The sequence below is a fragment of the Methylococcus sp. EFPC2 genome (assembly GCF_016925495.1).
GTDB lineage: Bacteria > Pseudomonadota > Gammaproteobacteria > Methylococcales > Methylococcaceae > EFPC2.
This window is the reverse complement of sequence record NZ_CP070491.1, coordinates 1,053,823-1,074,964: the sequence shown is the minus strand read 5'-3', so window position 1 is coordinate 1,074,964 and position 21,142 is coordinate 1,053,823. Positions and strand designations below refer to the sequence as shown.

General features: G+C 60.3%; 20 protein-coding genes. 8 read left to right on the top strand and 12 right to left on the bottom strand.

The genetic code is table 11. From position 1 onward, the window contains the following. Position 1 precedes the first annotated feature (1 nt). The 3 genes from JWZ97_RS04675 to JWZ97_RS04665 form a co-directional block, all read right to left on the bottom strand. A complete protein-coding gene (locus tag JWZ97_RS04675) occupies positions 2-400 on the bottom strand; it encodes a hypothetical protein (protein WP_205433651.1) in 399 nt (132 codons plus the stop codon). A gap of 418 nt (positions 401-818) precedes the next feature. Continuing rightward, positions 819-1,907: a hypothetical protein gene (locus tag JWZ97_RS04670; RefSeq protein ID WP_205433650.1), complete on the bottom strand. Its 1,089-nt coding sequence runs from the start codon at positions 1,905-1,907 to the stop codon at positions 819-821. Between the two features lies 1 nt (position 1,908). After that, on the bottom strand, positions 1,909-2,340 hold the full coding sequence (locus tag JWZ97_RS04665) for a hypothetical protein (protein ID WP_205433649.1): 432 nt from the start codon (positions 2,338-2,340) through the stop codon (positions 1,909-1,911). Positions 2,341-2,455: 115 nt separating this feature from the next. Here JWZ97_RS04665 and mobH point away from each other — a divergent pair, with 115 nt between their 5' ends. The 4 genes from mobH to JWZ97_RS04645 are packed head-to-tail and all read left to right on the top strand — an operon-like array spanning position 2,456 to position 7,786. Beyond that, positions 2,456-4,921, top strand: a complete 2,466-nt coding sequence (mobH, locus tag JWZ97_RS04660) for a MobH family relaxase (RefSeq protein WP_205433648.1) — start codon at positions 2,456-2,458, stop codon at positions 4,919-4,921. A gap of 1 nt (position 4,922) precedes the next feature. After that, positions 4,923-6,746: a conjugative transfer system coupling protein TraD gene (gene traD, locus JWZ97_RS04655; RefSeq protein WP_205433647.1), complete on the top strand. Its 1,824-nt coding sequence runs from the start codon at positions 4,923-4,925 to the stop codon at positions 6,744-6,746. Between the two features lies 1 nt (position 6,747). Then, positions 6,748-7,164 (top strand): hypothetical protein, encoded by a 417-nt coding sequence (locus tag JWZ97_RS04650; protein ID WP_205433646.1) that lies wholly within the window; start codon positions 6,748-6,750, stop codon positions 7,162-7,164. Continuing rightward, positions 7,154-7,786 carry a DUF4400 domain-containing protein gene (locus JWZ97_RS04645; protein WP_205433645.1) on the top strand — a complete coding sequence of 211 codons (633 nt, stop codon included), beginning with the start codon at positions 7,154-7,156 and terminating at the stop codon, positions 7,784-7,786. Before JWZ97_RS04650 ends, JWZ97_RS04645 begins: the two co-directional genes overlap by 11 nt. 43 nt (positions 7,787-7,829) lie before the next feature. On the opposite strand, the gene merR is transcribed toward JWZ97_RS04645, so the two are convergent. After that, positions 7,830-8,219 carry an Hg(II)-responsive transcriptional regulator gene (gene merR, locus JWZ97_RS04640; RefSeq protein WP_205433644.1) on the bottom strand — a complete coding sequence of 130 codons (390 nt, stop codon included), beginning with the start codon at positions 8,217-8,219 and terminating at the stop codon, positions 7,830-7,832. 45 nt (positions 8,220-8,264) lie between these two features. Here merR and JWZ97_RS04635 point away from each other — a divergent pair, with 45 nt between their 5' ends. From JWZ97_RS04635 to JWZ97_RS19975, 3 genes are read left to right on the top strand one after another with little or no spacing between them, the layout of a single operon-like run. Further along, positions 8,265-8,627, top strand: a complete 363-nt coding sequence (locus JWZ97_RS04635) for a mercuric transporter MerT family protein (RefSeq protein ID WP_371822596.1) — start codon at positions 8,265-8,267, stop codon at positions 8,625-8,627. Between the two features lie 9 nt (positions 8,628-8,636). After that, the gene (gene merP, locus JWZ97_RS04630) at positions 8,637-8,921 is read left to right on the top strand and encodes a mercury resistance system periplasmic binding protein MerP (RefSeq protein ID WP_205433642.1); all 285 of its coding nucleotides are present in this window, start codon (positions 8,637-8,639) and stop codon (positions 8,919-8,921) included. Further along, positions 8,918-9,136: a GDCCVxC domain-containing (seleno)protein gene (locus JWZ97_RS19975; protein WP_240342486.1), complete on the top strand. Its 219-nt coding sequence runs from the start codon at positions 8,918-8,920 to the stop codon at positions 9,134-9,136. Before merP ends, JWZ97_RS19975 begins: the two co-directional genes overlap by 4 nt. Positions 9,137-9,387: 251 nt before the next feature. On the opposite strand, the gene JWZ97_RS04625 is transcribed toward JWZ97_RS19975, so the two are convergent. Continuing rightward, positions 9,388-12,567, bottom strand: coding sequence for a heavy metal translocating P-type ATPase (locus JWZ97_RS04625; RefSeq protein WP_371822592.1), 3,180 nt, complete (start codon positions 12,565-12,567; stop codon positions 9,388-9,390). Positions 12,568-12,591: 24 nt separating this feature from the next. On the opposite strand from JWZ97_RS04625, the gene JWZ97_RS19965 reads away from it, so the two are divergent. Beyond that, positions 12,592-13,035, top strand: coding sequence for a hypothetical protein (locus JWZ97_RS19965; RefSeq protein ID WP_240342485.1), 444 nt, complete (start codon positions 12,592-12,594; stop codon positions 13,033-13,035). A 24-nt stretch (positions 13,036-13,059) separates the two neighbouring features. Here JWZ97_RS19965 and JWZ97_RS04615 read toward each other — a convergent pair whose 3' ends face one another. From JWZ97_RS04615 to JWZ97_RS04585, 7 genes are all read right to left on the bottom strand, one after another. Further along, positions 13,060-13,404: a hypothetical protein gene (locus JWZ97_RS04615; RefSeq protein WP_205433641.1), complete on the bottom strand. Its 345-nt coding sequence runs from the start codon at positions 13,402-13,404 to the stop codon at positions 13,060-13,062. A 194-nt stretch (positions 13,405-13,598) separates the two neighbouring features. After that, a complete protein-coding gene (locus tag JWZ97_RS04610) occupies positions 13,599-14,186 on the bottom strand; it encodes a hypothetical protein (RefSeq protein WP_205433640.1) in 588 nt (195 codons plus the stop codon). 85 nt (positions 14,187-14,271) lie between these two features. Next, the gene (locus tag JWZ97_RS04605; RefSeq protein WP_205433639.1) at positions 14,272-14,796 is read right to left on the bottom strand and encodes a disulfide bond formation protein B; all 525 of its coding nucleotides are present in this window, start codon (positions 14,794-14,796) and stop codon (positions 14,272-14,274) included. Positions 14,797-14,851: 55 nt separating this feature from the next. Then, entirely contained in the window at positions 14,852-17,992 is a 3,141-nt protein-coding gene (locus JWZ97_RS04600) for an efflux RND transporter permease subunit (RefSeq protein WP_205433638.1), read from the bottom strand. Positions 17,993-18,033: 41 nt separating this feature from the next. After that, positions 18,034-18,609: a cation transporter gene (locus JWZ97_RS04595; protein WP_240342484.1), complete on the bottom strand. Its 576-nt coding sequence runs from the start codon at positions 18,607-18,609 to the stop codon at positions 18,034-18,036. Positions 18,610-18,672: 63 nt separating this feature from the next. After that, the gene (locus JWZ97_RS04590; protein WP_205433636.1) at positions 18,673-19,908 is read right to left on the bottom strand and encodes an efflux RND transporter periplasmic adaptor subunit; all 1,236 of its coding nucleotides are present in this window, start codon (positions 19,906-19,908) and stop codon (positions 18,673-18,675) included. Further along, positions 19,905-21,125, bottom strand: a complete 1,221-nt coding sequence (locus JWZ97_RS04585) for a TolC family protein (protein WP_205433635.1) — start codon at positions 21,123-21,125, stop codon at positions 19,905-19,907. The genes JWZ97_RS04590 and JWZ97_RS04585 overlap by 4 nt, the downstream gene beginning before the upstream one ends. Positions 21,126-21,142 lie beyond the last annotated feature (17 nt).

The window sequence follows — 21,142 nt, the reverse complement described above, 5'->3', positions numbered from 1 at the left end:
GTCAGCGTCCGGGTAACATCACTTCCACGCTCTTGCCACCATAGCCGTGCTTGAGGTCCCGCGCCTGCACGATCACCGACCGCACCCCTGCCGGTATGTCCACCCCGTACAGATTCCGCGTGAACGGTTGTTCATTGGTATGGTCATGAAGCAGTTGGCGTTCGCCATAGGTCCGGCCATCGGCACCGGAGACGCGGAAGGCATCGGCATAACGCTGCGGCGTATCGTAGGGCGAGGAGACCGTGACGTCGAAATCGAATCGTTGGTCGCCGCGCGCCTGGACCTTGACGTTCAAGACGTCCGGATACTGCGGAGTTGCCGAGTCTTGTGGCTGGGCGGATGCCAGTCCCGACACGAGGATGAGCGAGGCAGTGGCGATGGATATCAGATGACCTTGCATGACGACCTCCTCCTGTTGGGCTATTGGTTTCCGGGCTGAAAGTTATCCACAGAAACGCCATATATAAATATCTTTAGGGAGAAAGGGAAAAGATCTTTTAAGGGAAAAAGGGAGAGCTCGAAAACTGCCTAAAAAGCGCTTCTGAATCAGTTGGCTGCGAAAACGAGCGCGACCCAGAATCCCCACTTCCGCGACCTAGAGTACCTACCCGGGTTACTTCGGCGGTTTGACCGCGACCCAGAGTACCTACCTTTTCGGCCAAGTGCGACCTAGAGTACCTACCACCGCGACCCAGAGTACCCACCTTTTGGGGCAAGCGCGACCTAGAGTACCCACCCAAACCGGCGATTCTGCAGACCATCTGTGGATAACTTTGACGAGTGCGACCTAGAATCCCTACTTCCGCGACCCAGAGTACCTACCCGACGGTCTCATCCCCGGCCTTGCGATCCCGCTGCCGACGATTGGCCGCCACGACCTGTCGGACGAATTCAGCAGTCGGGTTCAGCGTGTAGCCCACATCCACGATGCGGCGTCCGTCGAGAACGGCCTGGCATTCGAAGGACCGGATGACCGGGAAGGCCGAATTCGAGAGTTCCTTGAGGGCGCTTTCCACCTCACGGCCGCGATCGCGAACCCGAGCATGGTTGAGCAAGCCGCTGTTTTCCTGGATGGCGGAGAGCAGGAGCTTGTACGGCTGGGTCATGCCGGCGTTGAGGTACACGGCCGCAAGGTGTTTGTGGAGCCAGCGCGCCAGCGAGGAGCGGTAGCCCATGGTGACTTCGTAGTCGTATTGGCGATAGGCCATCGCCGAAATACTGCTGGCCACCATGGGATGGAAGTGCGCCGCCCACAGGGTGAGCGGGTCTCTCAGGTAGTCCTCGCGGCTGATCGCGGTGAGGCTGGAGAGGATGGTATTGCGGTGCATCGCCGTGCGCCGATGTGCATAGGCGATCTCCACCATGCAGCCGGACATGATCAGCAGGGATTCCACCAGGGCCGCATGGCGGATGCCATGGCCGTAGCGGGACAATTCCCGGCGCAACAGACCTAAGGAGAACCGGACGCCGAAGATCGGCTGCTCCTCCAGGCTGCCCACGAACCCCAGTTGTTGCTGGACCGCGATCTTGCGCAGAGCATCCTCGATCAACTCCTCGCGGGCGGTGGGAAAGCGGTAGACATTCCGGCCGTTGCCATCCCTGATCAAGGCTGGGGCGACCGACACCCGAAACACGGTACCCTTGTAGCTGAAGGTCCGCTCCAGAAAAACGGCCGGGCAATCGGTGACGTCGGCGCGCCGGCAAGGCGTTGCATACTTGGGGGCGGCGTCCCAGATGTCGATGACATTGGACAGCCGGTCGCGGACCGGGGGCGAAGCGTAGAAAGTCTGGAACAGGGAAAGCTGACGCCGGGCAAGGGGTGTCGGTGACTGCAGGATCGGTGGTGCTGCGCCGGCTACCCCGTCCGCGCTTGGGTCATCCGGTTGATCATCGCGAGGCTCCGCCATGCTACTTCAGCAGATTCGCGGTATGGCAGTTGCCGAAGGCCCATACCGGAACCGGCGTATCCCGGATGATCTGCCGGTCGCGTTCGGTCATATCCAGCCGATTGCGGCAGAACTTGCGCCAAGCGCGTTCGACTTCATCGTTGGAATCGAACGGTGATGGGAGCGGGGATAGGGTCGGCGTTTCGGCAGAGGCAAGCGGTCCCTGGAGCAATTTCCGGTGTACGACATGCTCGAGGCCAGCGGAACGAATGGCCGCCCCACCCATTCCGCCGGGCAGCCACGCCGCACCGAGCCGCCAGGACGGCTCCGAATAGGGCTGAATCAGCGAGTTGATGACGGCTTGAGAAACGTCGGTCGGAATTCGTGGCGTTGCGCAGCCAGGCAGCAGCGCGGCGATGGCCAGGGAGGGCAGTAGCAGTCGGAAAGGAATCATGGCTAAGGGTTCCTGAGTTCAAGAAACAGGACACCTTAAAAGTCCCAAAAGGATGGTGGTGTGCGGAAAGGTTCGTCGGCGGAAGTATCTATTCGGCCGCAGAGAACTTCCGCGGATGGCACCCTATGCGGCGATGAAATCCTGGTTCTCCCTATTCAAGCCGCCTGCTATTCCGACCTTGGCAGCCGTCGCCGAATCGACGCCGTCACGGACGGACGAAGAGGACATTCCACGCTATCCCCCCTTCGCCAAAGGCCTGCCGGCCGCCTCCGTCGAGCGCATTCTCGCCACCCAGACCGAGTTGCTGGACGCCATTCGCCATACCCTGGCGCTGCCCGCCGAGGCGTTTCAGACCGTGGTCATGCCGGTCATCGCCCGCTATGCCGCCTTCACGCATCTGCTGCCGGCCTCGGAAGCCCACCATCACCGCGGCGCCGGCGGCTTGTTCCGGCATGGGCTGGAAGTGGCTTATTGGGCGGTCATGGCGTCCGAGGGCGTCCTGTTCGGCATCGGCTCGACGCCCCTGGAGCGTAAAGGCCAGGAACCGCGCTGGCGTTTGGCGATGTGCCTGGCCGGTCTGCTGCACGACATCGGCAAGCCGGTGTCCGATCTCTGCATCCTGGACAGGGACGGCAGGACGCAATGGAATCCGTATCTGGAGAACCTGACCGACTGGGCCGCCAAGAACGGCGTGGACCGCTATTTCCTGCGCTGGCGCGACAAGCGCCACCAACGCCACGAACAGTTTTCGGTGCTGGTGACGGAACGGGTGCTGACGCCCGAGTGCCTGTCCTATCTGACCCAATCAGGCCCGGAAATCATGCAGGCCATGCTGGAGGCCATCGCCGGGGTGGATCGCGGGGCGATGTTTCATACCCTGGTCATGGAGGCCGATCGCAAGAGCGTGGAACGGGACCTCAAGGCCAATCACATCCCGGTGGATACCTCGCTGGGCGTCCCGGTGGAAAAATACCTGCTCGATGCCATGCGGCGGCTGATCGGCGGCGGCCGGTGGACCGCCAACACCCGCGGTGCGCGGGTCTGGCGTTTCGCCGACGGACTGCACGTGGTCTGGAAGGCCGGTGCGCAGGAAGTCAGCGAACTGCTGATCAAGGACCGGATTCCGGGTATCCCCAGAGATCCGGACACCCTGGCCGACATCCTCATCGAGCGGGGGCTGGCCTTACCGCGGATGACCGCCGACGGCAGAAGCTTTCGCTATTGGCGCATGGCGCCGGCTGAGCTGGACATGGCGCTGTACATGCTCCGGCTGGCAACGCCGGAGCTGATCTACAGCGGTGAGCCGCCCGTCGTCGTCGAAGGCCGTGTGCTGGATGAAACGGGAAGGGAAACGGTCCTGTCCGAGAGGGACGCAGCGGACCTTGCCGCGAGACCAGGTACCACCAACATTCCAATGGCGCCAACTTCGCTGAGTGCTGTTGCTGACTCGGCGCCTGTTTCCGAGGTAGCCGAGAAATCGAAGTCGGATGCCAAGGCCGAAGTCGTCGACCCAAATGGACGAGCTGATGCTGTTGCCACCCCATCGGCCCTGCCGAGCGAGGTTAATCCTTCCGCAGACAATGGCACCGCGGTGGGAGAATCGGGTATTCGGCGCAAGCCACGAAAATCGGCAACGGCCGAGACGCCGAAATCCAAGCCAGACAACCAGCTCTCTCGATCCGAAGCTTGTGCCGTGCAGGCTGATGAAGTTAACGCATCCTCCGGAAAGGACAGCTATCGGACAACAATTCAAGCGCAAGCCACCGAGTGGCTGGCCACACAGGGCCAGGCCGGCGAATGGCTGCGCGCTGCCATCCATACCAGTCGGGAAACACCGGAACTTGCCCCTCGCATCATCAACGGATCGGTGTTCCTTCCCCATCCGGGCACGGCTCGGCGACTCGGCCAGGATCCCGGTGAGTCACTCCGATTCCTGGAGGCGGCTGGCTGGATCGAAACCGACATGCGCGCTCCGATGCGCAAGGTGCGCGAGGTCGACGGCGTACGAGGCATTCTGCTGAACCGGGAAGCGAGCCGCTGCTGGCTGGCCTTGGCGGGCGAACCGGAAGTCGCGAAGGCAACTTCAGCTGCCATCCCCAACGGCCCGGCGGCTACCATTGGAAAGCCGCCGGATGAAGCGCAATCGAGAATGGCTGCCCCGGCCAGTCAGCCGGACAATGCGGTACCGGCAGTGGGCCAGGTGAAGGGCGACCCTGGCCCTGAAGCCGGGTTCATCAAACCTACGTTAACCGAACAGACCAAACAGGCGACTGGAGAGCCTGCGAGATCCGCGACTCCCGCCAAGACGCCAACGGCAAGTCCCTCGCTTCCTCTGGACAGGGAGTCCGAACCGGGCTCGGCCGAGGATCTCATCCGGAGGATACGGGAACGCCACGGTGTACCGCGTACGATCACGGAAACGCCGGAAGGGCTGTCCGTGCCGAATACCGTCCTCGACTGGTACGTGGCGATGCACCCGGAACTCACCCGTTCACGGTTGATCATCGCGCTGCACCGTCATCCCGATGCCCAACTGCAAGGCAACACGTTGCTGATCGCCTGCAGGGACGTCGCAGGCTAATGTGAAAAACGACTACGACTACCAGTTGCCCTGGCGGCCCAACTTCGAGGTTCAGGCCATTGCCGGCTGGCTCTGCGGAATCGCGCTGGCCTATCTCGCCAGGCGCTGGTCAGGGCTCCCTTGGACACCATTTCTCTGGCTGATGATCCTGTGTGGAATCATGGCGGCCTGGCGGTTGCCGGCGGCGGTGGGCGTCTGGTACCGCAAGCGGCGGCTCCACCGATTCACGTTCGAATATCTGGATGTCGAAAGACTCGAACGGACGGTGCGCCGGCAGCCGGACAAGCTCTGGCTCGGCTGGGGATTCGATTGGGGCCAGCGGCACGCCCAACTCGCCTACGAAATCCTCAAGCGCGATTCCTCCGCCATCGTCCCGGTCGATCACGAGCGCATGGGCGCCACCTGGGTGCACGGGCTGGAGACCCGCGAAGAAGGAGTCTTTCAGCCCATTGCCCATACGGCGGGTCATACCCTGATCGTCGGCACCACCGGCGCCGGCAAGACGAGGCTGTTCGACACCCTGGTGACTCAGGCGGTACTACGCGAGGAGGCGGTGATCATCATTGATCCCAAGGGCGACAAGGATCTCAAGTGCTGCGCCGAACGCGCCTGTCGGCTGAGCGGACATCCGGAACGCTTCGTGTATTTCCATCCGGCGTTTCAGGAAGACAGCGTGCGGCTGGATCCCCTACGCAACTTCAATCGCTCTTCTGAGGTGGCCAGCCGCATCGCCACGGTGATTCCGGGGGACAACGGCGCCGATCCCTTCAAAGCCTTCGGCCAGAAGTCCCTCGACAACATCGTGCAGGGACTGTTCGCCATCGAGCAACGGCCGACACTGGTCAAGCTCAGGCGCTACTTGGAAGGCGGACCGGGCACGCTGGTCGCCCGTGCGCTGGAGCGGTATTTCGATTTTGCCCTTGGGGAAACTTGGCGTGGCCGCGTTGCCATCAAGGGTCGGGATACAGACAACAGGGCCGCCGCTCTGGTCCGGTTTTATCGGGATGTAGTCCAGGCCGATTATCCCAACATGGATCTCGAAGGGCTGATTTCCATGTTCGAACACGATCGCACCCATTTCGGCAAGATGGTGGCCTCGCTCCTGCCCATCATGAACATGCTGACCTCGGGCACGCTCGGGCCCTTGTTGTCTCCGGACCCGAGCGACGTGGACGACCGTCGTCCGATCACCGATTCTGCGCGGATCATCAACAACGCCCAAGTGGCCTACATCGGCCTGGACTCCCTGTCCGACGGCATGGTCGGCAGCGCCATCGGTTCCATCCTGCTGGCGGATTTGGCCTCGGTGGCCGGCGATCGCTACAACTACGGCGTCAACAACCGGCCGGTGAACATCTTCGTCGACGAGGCGGCGGAGGTCATCAACGATCCGTGCATCCAGTTGCTGAACAAGGGGCGCGGCGCGAAATTCAGGCTGTTCATCGCCACCCAGACCTTCGCCGACTTCTCGGCGCGCACCGGCTCCGAGCCCAAGGCCCGCCAGATCCTGGGCAACGTCAACAACCTCATCGCACTGCGCGTGATGGACGCGGAAACCCAGGAGTACATCACCGACAACCTGCCGAAGACGCGGCTGAAATACATCATGCGCACCCAGGGCGTCTCCACCCATTCCAGCAACCCGGCGGTGTTTTCCGGCAACATCGGCGAACGCCTGATGGAGGAGGAAGGCGACCTGTTCGCCCCGCAATTGCTCGGGCAGTTGCCCGACCTGCACTATATCGCGAAGCTCTCCGGCGGACGGATCGTCAAGGGACGTCTGCCGGTCCTGCGCTCGCGCCTCGATGGCCACATGACCTCATGACATGAAGATCAACCACAAGCCAACTTCAAAAACCGCTGATCCGCTTTGGTTATGGCGCAGCCAGCATGCCCGCGAGAGCAAGATCATCGCGGTGCTCGAAACCGACTGGCCCGGCACCCGGGAGCTGTGTCGCAATACGCTTGACTACGTGGCGCAGCGGGTACCCGATCCCGAACGTCGACACCAGGCGGTCGAAAACAGCCTGTCAGCCGCTCTCCATGCCTACCGCGGCGCCATAAACTGCCATGCCGGCTCGGACCGGGATCGCTTGCAGGTATTTCTCGACACGCTGATGCGGGGCCTGGAAAAGCAGTTGCCAGCCGCGCCGGCGGCAAGTGATGAACTGATGCCATGGTTGGTCCCGGCGAGTCTACGAGACATCCTGGTTAGACCGGTCGAGGATAGGGATGCCGCGTAGCATCTTGCTGAGCCTGATGCTCTGGCTGCTGGAAATCTTCTTCGTCGCCGCTCTGGTGTCCGTCGACTGGCTGCGTTCGGTTCAACGCACCGAGGACGCCATGATCGTCCGCTATTTGGGGGTGGCCAAGGATGCCGAAATCAGGCGAACGGCCCAGAACTGGTTCGACCGGTTGTTCGTGCGCACCGGCGCGCGGGAGAGCGTGTATCGCTATTTCATTCCCAGCGAACAGGAACGCCAGAGCTCCGTGGGCTTTCAGGATGTGGGACGGGATAACCTGTTCCCCTTCATCGCGGGGCGGATTCAGGTGCTTTGGGACAGCGTCCATCAGACACTCCGGCGATTCTTTCTGCTGCTGGCCTGGTGGCCATTCCTGCTCGCCGCCATCGTTCCTTTCGCCGCGGATGGCCTGGCGCGGCGCAGGATCAAGCAGTCGAACTTCGATTATTCCAGCCCGTTGGCGCATCGCTACAGCCTCTTCGCCCTGTTCGGCATCCTATATCTCCTCTTGGTCGGGCTGACTTTTCCATTCCCCGTGCCGCCACAAGTGATGCCGATTGCCGGTGTAGCGCTCGCGTTCGCCCTGAACGTCTATTTGGCACACACTCAGAAGAGAATCTGAGGCAGGCTGTCTCCAGGGCTACCAATTGGCCATGAGCCGCGCCTCATTCTCCTTGCAGCGAGGCGATCAATGGGCAAGCTACCGTGCCCTCGGTCTCACGGCAATAGTCGATCAGGGTGGTCAGCGCGGTTTCGATCCGTGCCAAGTCCGCCATTCTCGCTTTGATATCAGCCAGCTTGTGCTCGGCGATGAGTCGAGCTTCATCGCAGCGAGTGCCATCTTCCAACTGCAGCAATTGGCGGATTTCCACGAGCGTAAAGCCGATGCGTTGTGCGGCCCTGATAAAACGGATGCGCGCCACGTCACGCTCGCCGTAGCGGCGCACGCTGCCAAGAGGCCTTGGCGGCTCGTGGATGAGGCCCTTGCGTTGATAGAAACGAATGGTTTCGACATTCACGCCGGCCGCAGCGGCCAGCTTGGCAATGGTCAACATGGAACGCTTGACTCCGTACTCAGGTACGGAGTTTATGTTACGCGCATGTTTCCGCGGTGGGGTAGCGAAATGAATGCGAACATGACCTTGCTGGCCGGCGCACTGGCGACAGTGGGTGCGTCATTGTGTTGCGTAGCACCCTTGGTGCTGGTAACGCTTGGGATCGGAGGCGCGTGGATGGCGATTCTGACGAAACTGGAGCCGGTTCGTCCGCTCTTCGTTCTGTTGGCCTTGGGTCTGATCGTCCTGGCCGGGCGCAAGCTCTATCGCGCCGCCGAGGCGTGTGAGCCGGGCATGCCCTGCGCGGATCCGCGTGTTCGGCGGCGGCAACGGCTCGTTTTCTGGTGGGTCAGCATCCCGCTCGTTGGGCTGCTGGCCTTTCCCTGGTACGCCCGCTGGTTCTATTGAGGTCCCGTGATGAAGTCCATGATCATCGCCATGCTTTTGATCGCAAGCCTGTCCGACGTATGGGCCACGCAGCGGAGCGTCATCTTGTCCGTCCCCGGCATGAATTGCGCCGCCTGTCCGATCACGATCAAGAAAGCGCTGGAGAAGGTCGAGGGCATTACGGCTGTCACGATCGATCTCGAGAGGAAACAAGCCACGGTGACATTCGATGACACCCGAACGGCAACAGCCAAGCTGATCCAGGCAACCATCGACGCAGGCTATCCGTCGAACCTCCTGGAGAGCAGGCAATGAGCCGGGTAATTCTCGATTCGACCCTGACCTGTCCGCACTGCGGGCACGCCAAGACCGAACGCATGCCCACCGACGCGTGTCAGTGGTTTTACGAATGCGAGGCCTGCCACGCACTGCTGAAACCGAAACCGGGTGATTGCTGCGTGTTCTGCTCCTATGGCTCGGTCAAGTGTCCGCCTATTCAACAGGAGAAATCATGTTGCGCCAGAAGCTGATTTCAGCCATGTCGCCAGACCTTTACCGCCGAGATTACCAGTATCAAGGCTAGGAGTGGCTGCAGCGCGGCTCCCGGAATCATCCCGAGCAACTGCCCCCCACAAATGCGCCAAGCAGTAACCCGGCAGCCATCACCAGCACAACGTCGCGGTTTTGACCAATCACGGCAAAACTCTTGTCACTACTGTAGCGGGAGACTCCTGTCAGCATAGTGGGCAGACTGATTGCAAGGAGAGGCTACCGGCCTCAATCACAGGATGGTGCGCTTTAATCTCAATGCATTGGCAATCACCGACACCGAACTGAAGCTCATGGCCGCCGCGGCGATCATGGGCGACAGCAGGAGGCCGAACCAGGGGTAGAGCAGGCCGGCGGCAATGGGCACGCCCAGCATGTTGTAGATGAAGGCGAAGAACAAATTCTGGCGGATGTTGCGCATGGTCGCCCGGCTCAGCCGCACCGCCCGCAGGATGCCGTTGAGGTCGCCCTTCACCAGGGTCACGCCGGCGCTCTCTATGGCCACGTCGGTCCCGGTTCCCATGGCGATGCCCACCTCGGCCTGGGCCAGCGCCGGGGCGTCGTTGATGCCGTCGCCCGCCATGGCGACCTTACGGCCTTCGCCCTGCAATCGCTTGACCGTCTCGGCCTTCCGGTCGGGCAACACTTCCGCCTCGATCCGATCTATCCCCAGGCGGCGTCCCACAGCCTCGGCGGTAATCCGGTGGTCCCCGGTCAGCATGACGATCAGCAGGCCTTCCCCGTGCAGGTCTGCAATGGCTTCCGGCGTGGAAGCCTTGATGGGATCGGCGACGCCCAGCAGGCCGGCCAGCCGGCCGTCCACCGCTACCAGCATCACCGTTTGCCCTTCCTGCCGCAGGGATTCCGCCATATCGGCCAGGCTGGTGATTTCGACGCCCAGCTCGCCCATGAGCAAGGGATTGCCCAGCGCGACGGAATGGCCTTCCACCTGGCCGGTCACGCCCCGGCCGGTCAGGGACCGAAAGTCCTCCACGGCGGCGGGCCGGAGCCCACGCTCATCCGCCGCTTGGAGGATGGCCGCCGCCAGGGGGTGTTCGCTGCCCCTTTCCAGGCCGGCTGCCAGGAGCAGCAGGTCCGCTTCATCGGTACCTTCCGTGGGGACCACGGAGACCAGCCTCGGCTTCCCCTCGGTGAGGGTGCCGGTCTTGTCCACCACCAGAGTGTCGATGTTTTCCAGCACTTCCAGTGCCTCGGCGTTCTTGATCAGCACACCCGCCAGGGCGCCTTGCCCGGTCCCCACCATAATGGACATGGGCGTCGCCAGGCCCAACGCACAGGGGCAGGCGATGATGAGCACGGCCACGGCGTTGACGATGCCGTGGGCAAGGCGAGGTTCCGGCCCCCAGACCCACCAGGCGATCAGCGTGGTGACGGCAATCGCCACCACGGCCGGGACGAAATAACCGGCCACCGTATCCGCGAGCTTCTGGATAGGCGCCCGGCTGCGCTGTGCTTCCCCCACCATGTGGACGATCTGTGCCAGCAAAGTGTCGGCCCCGACCTTCTCGGCGCGCAGCAACAGGCTGCCGGTTCCGTTCACCGTGGCACCGATCAGCCGGCTGCCGGCGGTTTTTTCCACAGGGATGGGTTCACCCGTCACCATGGATTCGTCGACGGCACTGGTACCCTCCAGAACCGTTCCGTCCGCGGGGATCTTCTCGCCGGGCCGCACCCGCAACACCTGGCCCGGCTGTACCTGCTCCAGGGGCACATCGCGTTCGCTGCCGTCTTCCAACACGCGCCGGGCAGTCTTCGGGGCTAGTCCCAGCAGCATTTTGATGGCGGCGCCGGTACGGTTGCGGGCGCGCAACTCCAGCACCTGACCCAGCAGCACCAATGTGGTGATGACCGCGGCGGCCTCGAAATAGATCGGCACGACGCCCTCGGCACCATGCAGCGTGGCCGGAAACAGGCCGGGCGCCAAGGTCGCCACCAGGCTATAGAGCCATGCAACGCCGATACCCAAGGCGATCAGGGTGAACATGTTGAGGCTGCGGTTGACCAGGGAGACCCAGCCGCGCGCGAAGAACGGCCAGCCGCCCCACAGCACCACCGGCGTGGCGAGCGCCAATTGAAGCCATGGCAGCAGGCGCGCGTCCAGGAAGCCGGGCAGTGCCGCCGGATAAAGGTCGTGGCCCATGGCGAGCACGAACAACGGCAGGGACAGCGCCGCGCTCACCCAAAAGCGCCGCGACATATCCTTGAGCTCGCGGTCTTCTGTTTCAAATTCTGCACTTCGCGGTTCCAAGGCCATGCCGCAGATGGGGCAGTTCCCCGGTCCTTCGCGGACCACCTCCGGGTGTATGGGGCAAACGTATTCGGTTCGAGAATCGGCTACCGGCCCGGCGATTTTCTCCAAGGCCATTCCGCACTTGGGACAACTGCCGGGCTTGGACTCCCTGATTTCCGGATGCATCGGGCAGGTGTAAAGCGACGATTTCGCGGTGGATGGTTCGATGGTCGTTGCCATTTTCAAATCCTCCCCGAGGTCTAATGATTTACCGCGCGCCTTGGCACGGTTGTCGATGGCGGTAGCCAAGAAATAGTCGGCGATGCGGCGCTGCAGCATCGCCTCCATCCTGTGTTCCTCAATGCAACTCATCTCCCTATAGAGATCGAGCGCGATCGTCGAAAAAACCCTCACCAACTGTGGGTCGAAGTGACTGCCGCTGTCCCGTTCGAGCGTGACGATGGCCTCAAGCACAGGCCACGATTCCTTGTAGGGGCGTTTGGAGGTCAGGGCGTCGAACACATCCGCGATGGCGAATATCCGCGCGTTCAGGGGAATCGCTTCACCCTTGAGCCCCTGCGGGTAGCCGGCGCCGTCGTATCTCTCGTGGTGAAATTCGACTACATCCCGCGCTCCGCTGAGCCAACTCGACTTGCTCAGAATATCCACGCCCAACGACACGTGAGTCTTCATGACCTCGAACTCTTCCGAGGTCAGCTTGCCCGGCTTGAGCAGGATCGGGTCGCGGATGCCGATCTTGCCGACATCGTGCAAGAAGGCCCCGACAATCAGGCCGCGCATGTTTTCAGGGGAAAGCCCGATCGCTTCGCCCAGCCGCAGCGCGTAATAGGTCACACGATAGTTGTGGCTGTTGGTATCAGAGTCGCGTTCGGCAATGGCACAACCGAGCACATTCATCAATTCCAGATTGCCCCTCAGCAAATCGCCGGACAGTTTGATCAGTCCCCGGTTGAGCGTCAGGATGATGGGATACATCAGCAGGGTGGTAAAGGTGATGCCGAGGGTGACAAACAGCAACGTACGCAGCAGATCGTTCTTGATCGAGTCGAGTGTTTCTCGATCGACCTGATAAATACCCTCGAAATAACCGCTCAACGCATCTTCGGCGCCTTTCAGCGGAACTAGGATGACCAGCAGCAATTTGCCGCGAATGAGGTGGAACTCGTGGGAAAAGTCTCCGACCTCTGGAAATCGGTGGAGATAACGATCGATGTCTTGTTCGGCGACCTCTTGGCCTTGCCGAACGGCTTCAAGCCGGAGTTGTTCGTTGGCATCATACAGCTCGACTACGAGAAAGTGTTGATTAACCAGTTGCTGCGCCAACTTCGTCAGATGTTGGTGGGAAGCGAGGTCGAGCCGTTCAAGATTGTGTGCGGATTCTCCGCTGAAGGTCGAGGATTCCCTAAGCGCGAGTTCGTGCACGAATTGCTGGATGCGATTGACCTCAAGCCATGTGACGGTACCGCCTATCGCTGCGCAGAGGAACAACCATCCCAGAAACAGCTGAGTCAGGATTTTTCGGTGAATGAGCCGACTTGTGGCCAGTGCCGCTTCCGAATCCTCTCTGACGTTATCGACCTTCGTTGCTTTATCCACGGTGATGCTTGATAGCCTGCGCTGTGACCAGGGAGGTTAAATATCTGCGAAGCTCATCACCGCCCGGGTTAGCTGGGTCGTTTCTCGCTCCTCCAATCTCAAGAGATTACTGAATACTTCCTTGACCTTGTAATCATTTACCTTCTCGGCTACCTCACGATAAAGCTCCACCAAGGTCTGATCAAAATCGAGTGTGATGCGAACAACATCGTCGTATGTTGGATGGTCCGGAATGACGCATTTAGCCATTGCGGCTTCAATGTCCAAATCGGGGGAATATTCTAGCCAAGCCTCCAAAATGCCGCTCCGTGAATCCTTCTCGAACCGGACCAATGCCTCCTCCAGAAGATGTTCATGTCTCGCAAGGTAGTCGAGCAGCATTTGGACTCGCTCCAGATCTGCCTGCTCATTTATTTGTTCGAGGAGTTTTGCGGTTTCCCCGTGCAACTTCTTACCGAACTGGACAAAGTCTCTCACTTGTTTGCAGCAACTACGCATCGAGCCTCCTAATTACCTGAAGTTAGCATCCCCGTTATTAAGGATAACGATCTCGAGCATCTGTCTTAAACTGCGCCTTATTTACCCCGTTCAGGAATGCTCAATAATAATTGGTCTCCCGCAGCCCAAATAGCCGTATTGCCCCTTTTCTCATTTGTTAGCATTCCGAATATCCCGCCCTCTCGTCCGACCACACAAATACTCGTGTCCCGCCATAGGCGCGTGCCCTTCTCCTTGTCATAGAGAAAACCTGACACCTCCGCCTTGTCGGCATTGCCACTCACGTTTAGGTCAATAAGGGCTAAGACCATGATCCAGCGTGCTTCGGGTGGGCCGAGGCGTTTGATCAAGGCCGGGTCAGCGGCGCGCAGCTTATCGTTCGTCAGTTCAGCGGTTTCGCGCGTGGCGTCACTCAGGAGTACCGCGTATCCCTTTCTCTTAAGAATCTTTGCCGCCACTTTGCGTAACCTATCTTCAAGATTTACCGCAACGGTTTTGTCGATTCGCGCATCAACCGCTGGCAGTAGAGCAATTTGAATTATGGATTCCGGCTTGAAATCGGGGGCTCGGTAGAATGCGGGCTGGGTAACCGCACATCCAGCCAGCAACCAAGGAATACCGATTAAACAGGCGATTGCTATCGACTTATGCCAATGGATTGTCATGTTTCACTCTCCTCTTTGCTTTTGCCGTTCGCCTTTCCAGCGCGATTCACGGCAATGGAACTGGGAATTCACCTAGAACGAACCACTATTTTCTGACTCGACGACTCGATATGAGCTGAATGATGCAAAGCGCTATCAGTCCCGTGAAACACAACGCAACCCAGAAAGGCATGCTCAATCCGAACAACGACCAGACAATTTGTCTGCAATCGCCGGTTCCCGTGAGGAACATGCGAATGGCATTAGCGAGATCCATGTGTTTGAGGATGTAGGAGGCACCCGGTCCGCAACTGGCAAGTTCGTTATTGGGTAGGAGCTGGATCACAAAGTGGTAAGTGGCAACCCCAAACCCAAACATCGTGACAAGAAGTCCAAGGCCTGAGTAAACGCGAACACCGGCGCGTTCAGGGTTATGGATTGCGGCAACCAGAAACACCACGGCGGCCACAAAGATGATCATCCGCTGCGTAATGCAGAGCGGACACGGCTCCAGCCCCACCACGAACTGGAAGTACACCGCCGAGAGTTCCATGGCGACACAGCCAAGAAACCCCAGGAAAAAACGCTGTCTGTCAGAAAGCCATTCCATGAACTTTTCGATAACAATCATGAGGATTTACCTCGCAGTCGAGACAAGGTTGATAAAAGTTTCAGGTGACAAGCAGTTAACCCGTCTCCTCATACGCAATTAACTTGATGTCCCTGTGCCAACGCCAAATCACGTAAAGCGCCGGTATCACCAGCAGCGTCAGCAGCATGGCCGAGCCGATCCCGCCGATCATCGGCGCCGCCAGGCGCTTCATCACGTCGGCGCCGGTACCGGTCGCCAGCATGACCGGAAATAAGCCGACGATGTTGGCCAGTCCGGTCATCATCACCGGCCGGATGCGCTCCATGGCACCGGTGTGCACGGCTTCCAGCAGATCGGCCAGTGAATTCAGCTTGCCCGCTTCCTGCCGGCGGCGCACGGCTTCGTCCAGATAAGACAGCATCACCGCGCTGGTCTCGGCGGCGACACCGGCCAAGGCGATCAGCCCCACCCATACGGCGATGCTCATGTTGTACCCTAGCCAATAGAGCACCCATACGCCGCCGACCAAGGCCAACGGCACCCCCAGCATGACCATCAGCGTTTCTGTTACGGAACGGAAGGTGAAGTAATACAAGATGAAGATGATGGCCAGGGTCAGGGGCACGAAGATCTTGAGCCGCTGCTGCACCCGCTCCATGAATTCGTATTGCCCCGACCAGGCCAAGGTGTAGCCGGCCGGCAGTTCGATCTTTTCATTCACGATGCGCTTCAAGTCGTCCACATAACCGCCGATGTCCCGACCGGCCATATCCACATAGACGTATCCCGCCAGCATGCCGTCCTCGTCCCGGATCATCGCCGGGCCGCTGACCATGCGCAGCTCCGCGAGCTGGGCGATGGGCACCTGTGCACCACTGGGCGTGCTGACCGTCAACCGGCCCAACTTGTCCAGGTCGTCACGCAGCTCCCGCAGATAGCGCAGATTGACCGGATAGCGCTCTCGTCCTTCGACGGTGGTGGTGATACTTTCTCCACCGATGCCGGATTCGATGATCTTGCCCACGTCCATGACGGTAAAGCCATAGCGGGCAATCTCATCGCGCTTGATGACGAAATCCAGAAAATAGCCGCCCGATACCCGTTCCGCGTAAACGCTGCGGGTGCCGGGAACTTCCTTGGCGATCATCTCGATGGCCTTGCCGATCTCCTCGATTTTTTTGAGGTCTGGACCGAATATCTTGATGCCCACGGGAGTACGCACACCGGTGGTGAGCATGTCGATGCGCGCCTTGATCGGCATGGACCAGGTATTGGTCACGCCTGGAAACTGCAAGGCACGATCCATCTCGGCGATCAGGTCCTCGTAACTCAGGCCTGGACGCCATTGCTCCTTGGGTTTCAGTTCGACCACCACCTCCATCATGGAGAAGGGCGCCGGGTCGGTGGACGTCTCGGCTCGGCCGGATTTGCCGAACACCAGCTCGACCTCGGGAAACGCCTTGAGCTTTCGATCCATCTGTTGCAGGAGTTTCCCGGCTTCCGTGACCGAGATGCCCGGCAGCGTGGTTGGCATGTAGAGGATCGTGCCTTCGTACAGCGGCGGCATGAATTCCGAGCCCATGCGCTGATACGGCAGAGCGATGCTGACGATGAGCAAGATGGCAAGTGCGACCAGTATTGTTCGGTAGCGCAGCGCAAGCCTCAGAATAGGCGCGTAGGCCCACTGCAGCAGGCGGCTGACCGGGTTGCGCTGCTCCGGGATGATCCGGCCCCGGATGAAAATGGACAACAGAGCCGGAATCAGCGTCACGGCCAGCACTGCGCTCATGGCGATGGACAGGTTCTTGGTCAAGGCCAGCGGTTTGAACATGCGGCCCTCCTGCCCCTCCAAGGTGAAGACCGGCATGAAGGCAATAGCGATCACTAGCAGCGAAGCGAAAATAGGCGGACCGACCTCTTTGGCGGAATCGATGAGGACCCGGTTACGGTCGCCCACCCGGCCATTACGCTCCCATTCTTCCAAGCGCCGGTGGGCGTTGTCGACCATGACGATGGAGGCGTCCACCATGTCGCCGACGGCGACGATGATGCCGCCAATGGACATGATGTTCATGCCGACCCCAAGAAAATACATCGGGATGAAGGCGATCAGGATGGCGATGGGCAAGGTGATGATGGGTATCAGGGCGGAGCGGAAATGCAGCAGGAAGACGATGATCAAGACGCTGACCGTGATCAACTCCTCGATCAGGTTTTCATTGGCGGTGGAAACAGCCTCTTTGATCAGGTCGCTACGGTCGTAGGCATTGACAATCTTGACGCCGGCGGGCAGGGACGGCTCGATCTCCTTGAGTTTGGCCTTGATGCGATCAATTACCTCCAGGGTATCCTGGCCGAAGCGCATGATGACGACGCCGCCCACCGCCTCGCCTTGACCGTCCAGTTCCGCGATACCGCGCCGCATGTCGGGCCCCAAACTAACCGTCGAGACATCGCGCAGCAGGATGGGAGTGCCGTTCAGGTTCACGCCCACGGCGATTTGCTCGATGTCAGCGGTGGATTTGATGTAGCCGCGCCCGCGGATCATGTACTCGATGCCGGAGAATTCGACGACTCGCCCGCCTACGTCGAGGTTGCTTTGGCGCACCTTGTCGACGATCTCATTCAGGTTGAGTCGGTAAGCCAGCACCTTGGTGGGATCGAGATTGATCTGGTACTGACGTACGAAGCCGCCGACACTGGCGACTTCGGCAACGCCGTCCACGGCGCGGAGCCAGTAGCGCAGATACCAGTCCTGGAACGAGCGGAGCGAAGCCAAATCCTGCTGTCCCGTCGTATCCACCAGCGCATACTGAAACACCCAGCCGACCGCCGTGGCGTCCGGCCCGAGCTGCGGCGTCACGCCTTCCGGCAGTTTGCCGGACAACTGGTTCATATATTCCAAAACGCGGGACCGCGCCCAATAGATGTCGGTGCCGTCCTTGAATAGCACATAGACGTAGGAGTAGCCGAAGTCCGAGAACCCCCGCACCACCGTCACATTGGGTGCGGACAGCAGGGCGGTGATGATGGGATAGGTGATCTGGTCTTCCATCAGGTCCGGCGAGCGGCCCGGCCACTGGGTATAGATGATGACTTGGGTGTCGGACAAATCCGGCAGGGCATCGATGGGGGTGTTCTTCATAGCCCACAAGCCGCCAGCGGCCAGACCGAAGACCAGAAGAAAGACGATGAAGCGGTTCTTGGCGCAGAACTCGATGAGTTTTTCTACCACACGGTTACCTCATTGTTCCGATGCGAAGGTTCGCATTAGCGTTAACTTGCCGCTCTCATCTCCGCCTTTGCGGCGGCTATGACGCCAAGGGCGGAGCGCATCAGGAGCAGCGCGAGACAGGAGGCGACGACCAGATCGGGCCAACCTGAGCCGGTAAACCAGACCGCGCCGGCCGCGACAAAAACGGACAAATTCGACGCGATGTCGTTTCGCGAACACTCCCACACTGAACTCATGTTCACGTCGTCACGCCGATGACGCCATAGCAGGAACAGGCAAAGGGAGTTGGCGGCAAGGCCAAGCAGACTGAACGTGCCCATGACCTCGAAGAGGGGGACGGTGGGCTCAAGCAGTTTGAACGCCACTTGAGCCGCCACGGCGCAAGCGGCTAGAAAAATGAGTCCGCCCTTGAATAAGGCTACTTTGGCCTTGACGAGAGGCTCCCTTGAAACCGCGTAAAGACTGAGACCATAGGTCAACGCGTCTCCAAGATTGTCGAGACTATCGGATAACAGGGCGGATGATTGGCCATACAAGGCTGCGGCAACGATGACCAGAAACATCGCGGCATTGATACCGAGAACGATCTGTAGCGTTCCGCGCTGTTGCTCTCGCATCCGATCTAATGAACAACCCTGATCACAACAACCAGTCATATTGAAGTTCTCTATGGTTAATGATTAGTGCTTCATGCCCGGCATGCCGCCGACCGCCGCCTTCAGTTGGCTTTCGGAGTCGATGAGGAAGTTGGCCGAGGTCACCACATGCTCGCCTTCCTGTACGCCCTCCAGGAGTTCCACCCAGTCCCCGCTGCGCAGGCCAACTTTGGCATTGCGCCATTCCAGCCGGCCGCCGCCGAGATGGATAAAAACGATCTGCCGCTCACCGGACTCCAGGATCGCATCCTTGGACACGGCCAGCCTAAGCCCTAGCGGAACCTTCAGTTCCAGGTTGGTGTACATGCCCGGTTTGAGCCGCTCGCCCGGATTATCCAGTTCAAAGCGGACCTTGGCAGTGCGAGTCTGCGGATCGACCGTGGGATAGATAAAGCCGATGCGCGCCTGCAGTGGCGCATCCGGTGCATAGGATAAGCTCACGTTGGCGGTCTGGCCGATGGCGATGAGGGGCATCTCGTACTCGTAGATATCGCCGACGATCCAGATGCGTGACAGGTCGGCGATGGTGTACAACTCGTCTCCCGGTTTGGTCTGCAAACCTTCCACGGCCATCTTGTTGATCACCGTGCCACTGCGGGGCGCGTGGATCGGCAAGGTGGTCAGCACCTTCCCGGTGCGCTCCAGATCGTGGATATGGCTTTCCTCGATGTTCCAAAGCAACAGTCTACGACGTGATGCCTCCAGCAGTGCTTTGGCACCGGCGGCGACTTCCGGAAACTCGCTCTTCCCCAGCGTCCGGCTGCTGCGCAAGGCGATCAGGTATTCTTCCTGGGTAGCCAACAATTCCGGGCTATAGAGCGTGAATAGCACTTGGCCCTGTTTGACCTGTGCACCCGTGTAATTCACGAATAACTTGTCTATCCATCCTTCCAGCTTGATGGTGACACGGGAAACTTGGCGCTCGTCGACTTCCACCCGGCCTACGGTGCGGATCGCTCGCTCCAGGGGCCGCCTAACTGCGGGTTCGAACTTGACGCCTATGGATTGCAGCCTTTCCGGGCTGATAACCATGGAATGTTCCGCGGAGGGCGACGGCAACTGCCTATGGGCTGCGTGTTCTTCTGCCACCGCCTGAGTTCCGACCGTTCCGTCATCTGCCTTGTGAGCCGATGCTTCGAGCGGCGGGGACGATGAAGGCATGGATGCCGGAGGCTGTTGCCGCAGGACAAGGAAGGCGACCAGGCTTACCAGGATTCCCAGTGCCGCACCCAGAAGTAGGTCGCGCAATCGCGTGCTCATGGCGTTTCTCCGAGGATGCCTTCCAGTCGGGCCAGGGCCTTCTCGTGTTCGGCCAGTTCGCTGTGAAATTCCAGTTCGTTTTCCTGCAGGGTCAGCAGGCTATTGAGCAGGGTCAGGAAATCCACCTTGCCCACGGCGTAGCTGGCCTGGGCCGAGGCCAGGGTAAGGCGCGATTGCGGGACGATGGCGTCCTTCAACAGCTTGACCAGCTTTTCCGCGCGTTCGGCCTGGGCCAGGTTGTCGCGGATGCGGGACAGCAGTTCCTGACGCAGCGCCTGCAAATCCTGGAACGAGGCTTCGCGCCCGGCCACCGCCTCATTCACGCCTTCCCGCTGCTTGGTAGCGAAGTAGAGGGGCACTTTGACGTTGAGCATCACCTGGTAGCCATCGGTCTTCATGGCATTGTCGTGCAGTCCCCGCGCGTCCAGTTCGAAGTCCGGGTAATACTCCCGCTTGGCCAGGGCAATGGACTGATCGCCGCGCTCCAGGGTTTTCTGCTGGCCATGCAGCAAGGGCGAGGACTGATCCAGCAGCGCGTTCAGTTCGGCGGGTAAATGGCGCAGGGGCGTGAACTCAATTTCGCCCGGCGGAGCGAGCGGGTCATTGGGCAACCGGTTGAGAATCCGGTTGATGTCGGCGTGGAGGGACTGCCGCTTCTGTTCCAGCGAAGCCAGGCGCGCCAGGAGACGCGAAATCTCGGTCTGCGCCCGCAACACATCCTGCTGGGCCGCCTGGCCGACCGAGTAGCGGGACTGGGCCGTGTCCTCGAATTCCTCCAGCAACTGCTTGGTCCGCCCAAGCACATTGATGGAATCGTGAACAAAGTGCAGGTCGTAGAACGACTCCTTGAGGCGGGCGATGACGGCCAATTGCGTTGCCAGGTAATCCTGCTCCATGCGCTCCGCATCACGCGTGGCGATCTCGCCCTTGAGCCGGAGTTTGCCCGGAAACGGCACTTCCTGGCTCATGCCATACATCACTTCCCGGTTCGGAGTCATGTCCCGGTAGCCGAGGAGCACCTTGGGATCGGGCAGGGTCTGAACCTGGGGGATGACCGCCTTGCCGGACTCCCAGCGCTGGCGTCCGGCCATGATGTCCGGGTTGTGCGCCCGCGCTTCCTGAATCAGTTGCTCCAACGACGCCCGCTCGCCATTATCCTGGGCCAATGCCCCCAAAGGCCACGCCAAGCTGGCCCACAGCAAGGTGCGGAACTTCATCGTGGTTCTCCTCTGCG

Coding starts and splice junctions, on each gene's coding strand:
- JWZ97_RS04670 (WP_205433650.1), bottom strand. CDS start 1,907: ATGGCGGAGCCTCGCGATGATCAACCGGATGACCCAAGCGCGGACGGG.
- JWZ97_RS04590 (WP_205433636.1), bottom strand. CDS start 19,908: ATGAGCACGCGATTGCGCGACCTACTTCTGGGTGCGGCACTGGGAATC.
- JWZ97_RS04675 (WP_205433651.1), bottom strand. CDS start 400: ATGCAAGGTCATCTGATATCCATCGCCACTGCCTCGCTCATCCTCGTG.
- JWZ97_RS04595 (WP_240342484.1), bottom strand. CDS start 18,609: ATGCGAGAGCAACAGCGCGGAACGCTACAGATCGTTCTCGGTATCAAT.
- JWZ97_RS04665 (WP_205433649.1), bottom strand. CDS start 2,340: ATGATTCCTTTCCGACTGCTACTGCCCTCCCTGGCCATCGCCGCGCTG.
- JWZ97_RS04610 (WP_205433640.1), bottom strand. CDS start 14,186: ATGACAATCCATTGGCATAAGTCGATAGCAATCGCCTGTTTAATCGGT.
- JWZ97_RS04635 (WP_371822596.1), top strand. CDS start 8,265: ATGTTTCCGCGGTGGGGTAGCGAAATGAATGCGAACATGACCTTGCTG.
- JWZ97_RS04585 (WP_205433635.1), bottom strand. CDS start 21,125: ATGAAGTTCCGCACCTTGCTGTGGGCCAGCTTGGCGTGGCCTTTGGGG.
- JWZ97_RS04605 (WP_205433639.1), bottom strand. CDS start 14,796: ATGATTGTTATCGAAAAGTTCATGGAATGGCTTTCTGACAGACAGCGT.
- JWZ97_RS04645 (WP_205433645.1), top strand. CDS start 7,154: ATGCCGCGTAGCATCTTGCTGAGCCTGATGCTCTGGCTGCTGGAAATC.
- merP (WP_205433642.1), top strand. CDS start 8,637: ATGAAGTCCATGATCATCGCCATGCTTTTGATCGCAAGCCTGTCCGAC.
- mobH (WP_205433648.1), top strand. CDS start 2,456: ATGGCACCCTATGCGGCGATGAAATCCTGGTTCTCCCTATTCAAGCCG.
- JWZ97_RS04615 (WP_205433641.1), bottom strand. CDS start 13,404: ATGCTGCTCGACTACCTTGCGAGACATGAACATCTTCTGGAGGAGGCA.
- JWZ97_RS04650 (WP_205433646.1), top strand. CDS start 6,748: ATGAAGATCAACCACAAGCCAACTTCAAAAACCGCTGATCCGCTTTGG.
- JWZ97_RS19975 (WP_240342486.1), top strand. CDS start 8,918: ATGAGCCGGGTAATTCTCGATTCGACCCTGACCTGTCCGCACTGCGGG.
- merR (WP_205433644.1), bottom strand. CDS start 8,219: ATGTTGACCATTGCCAAGCTGGCCGCTGCGGCCGGCGTGAATGTCGAA.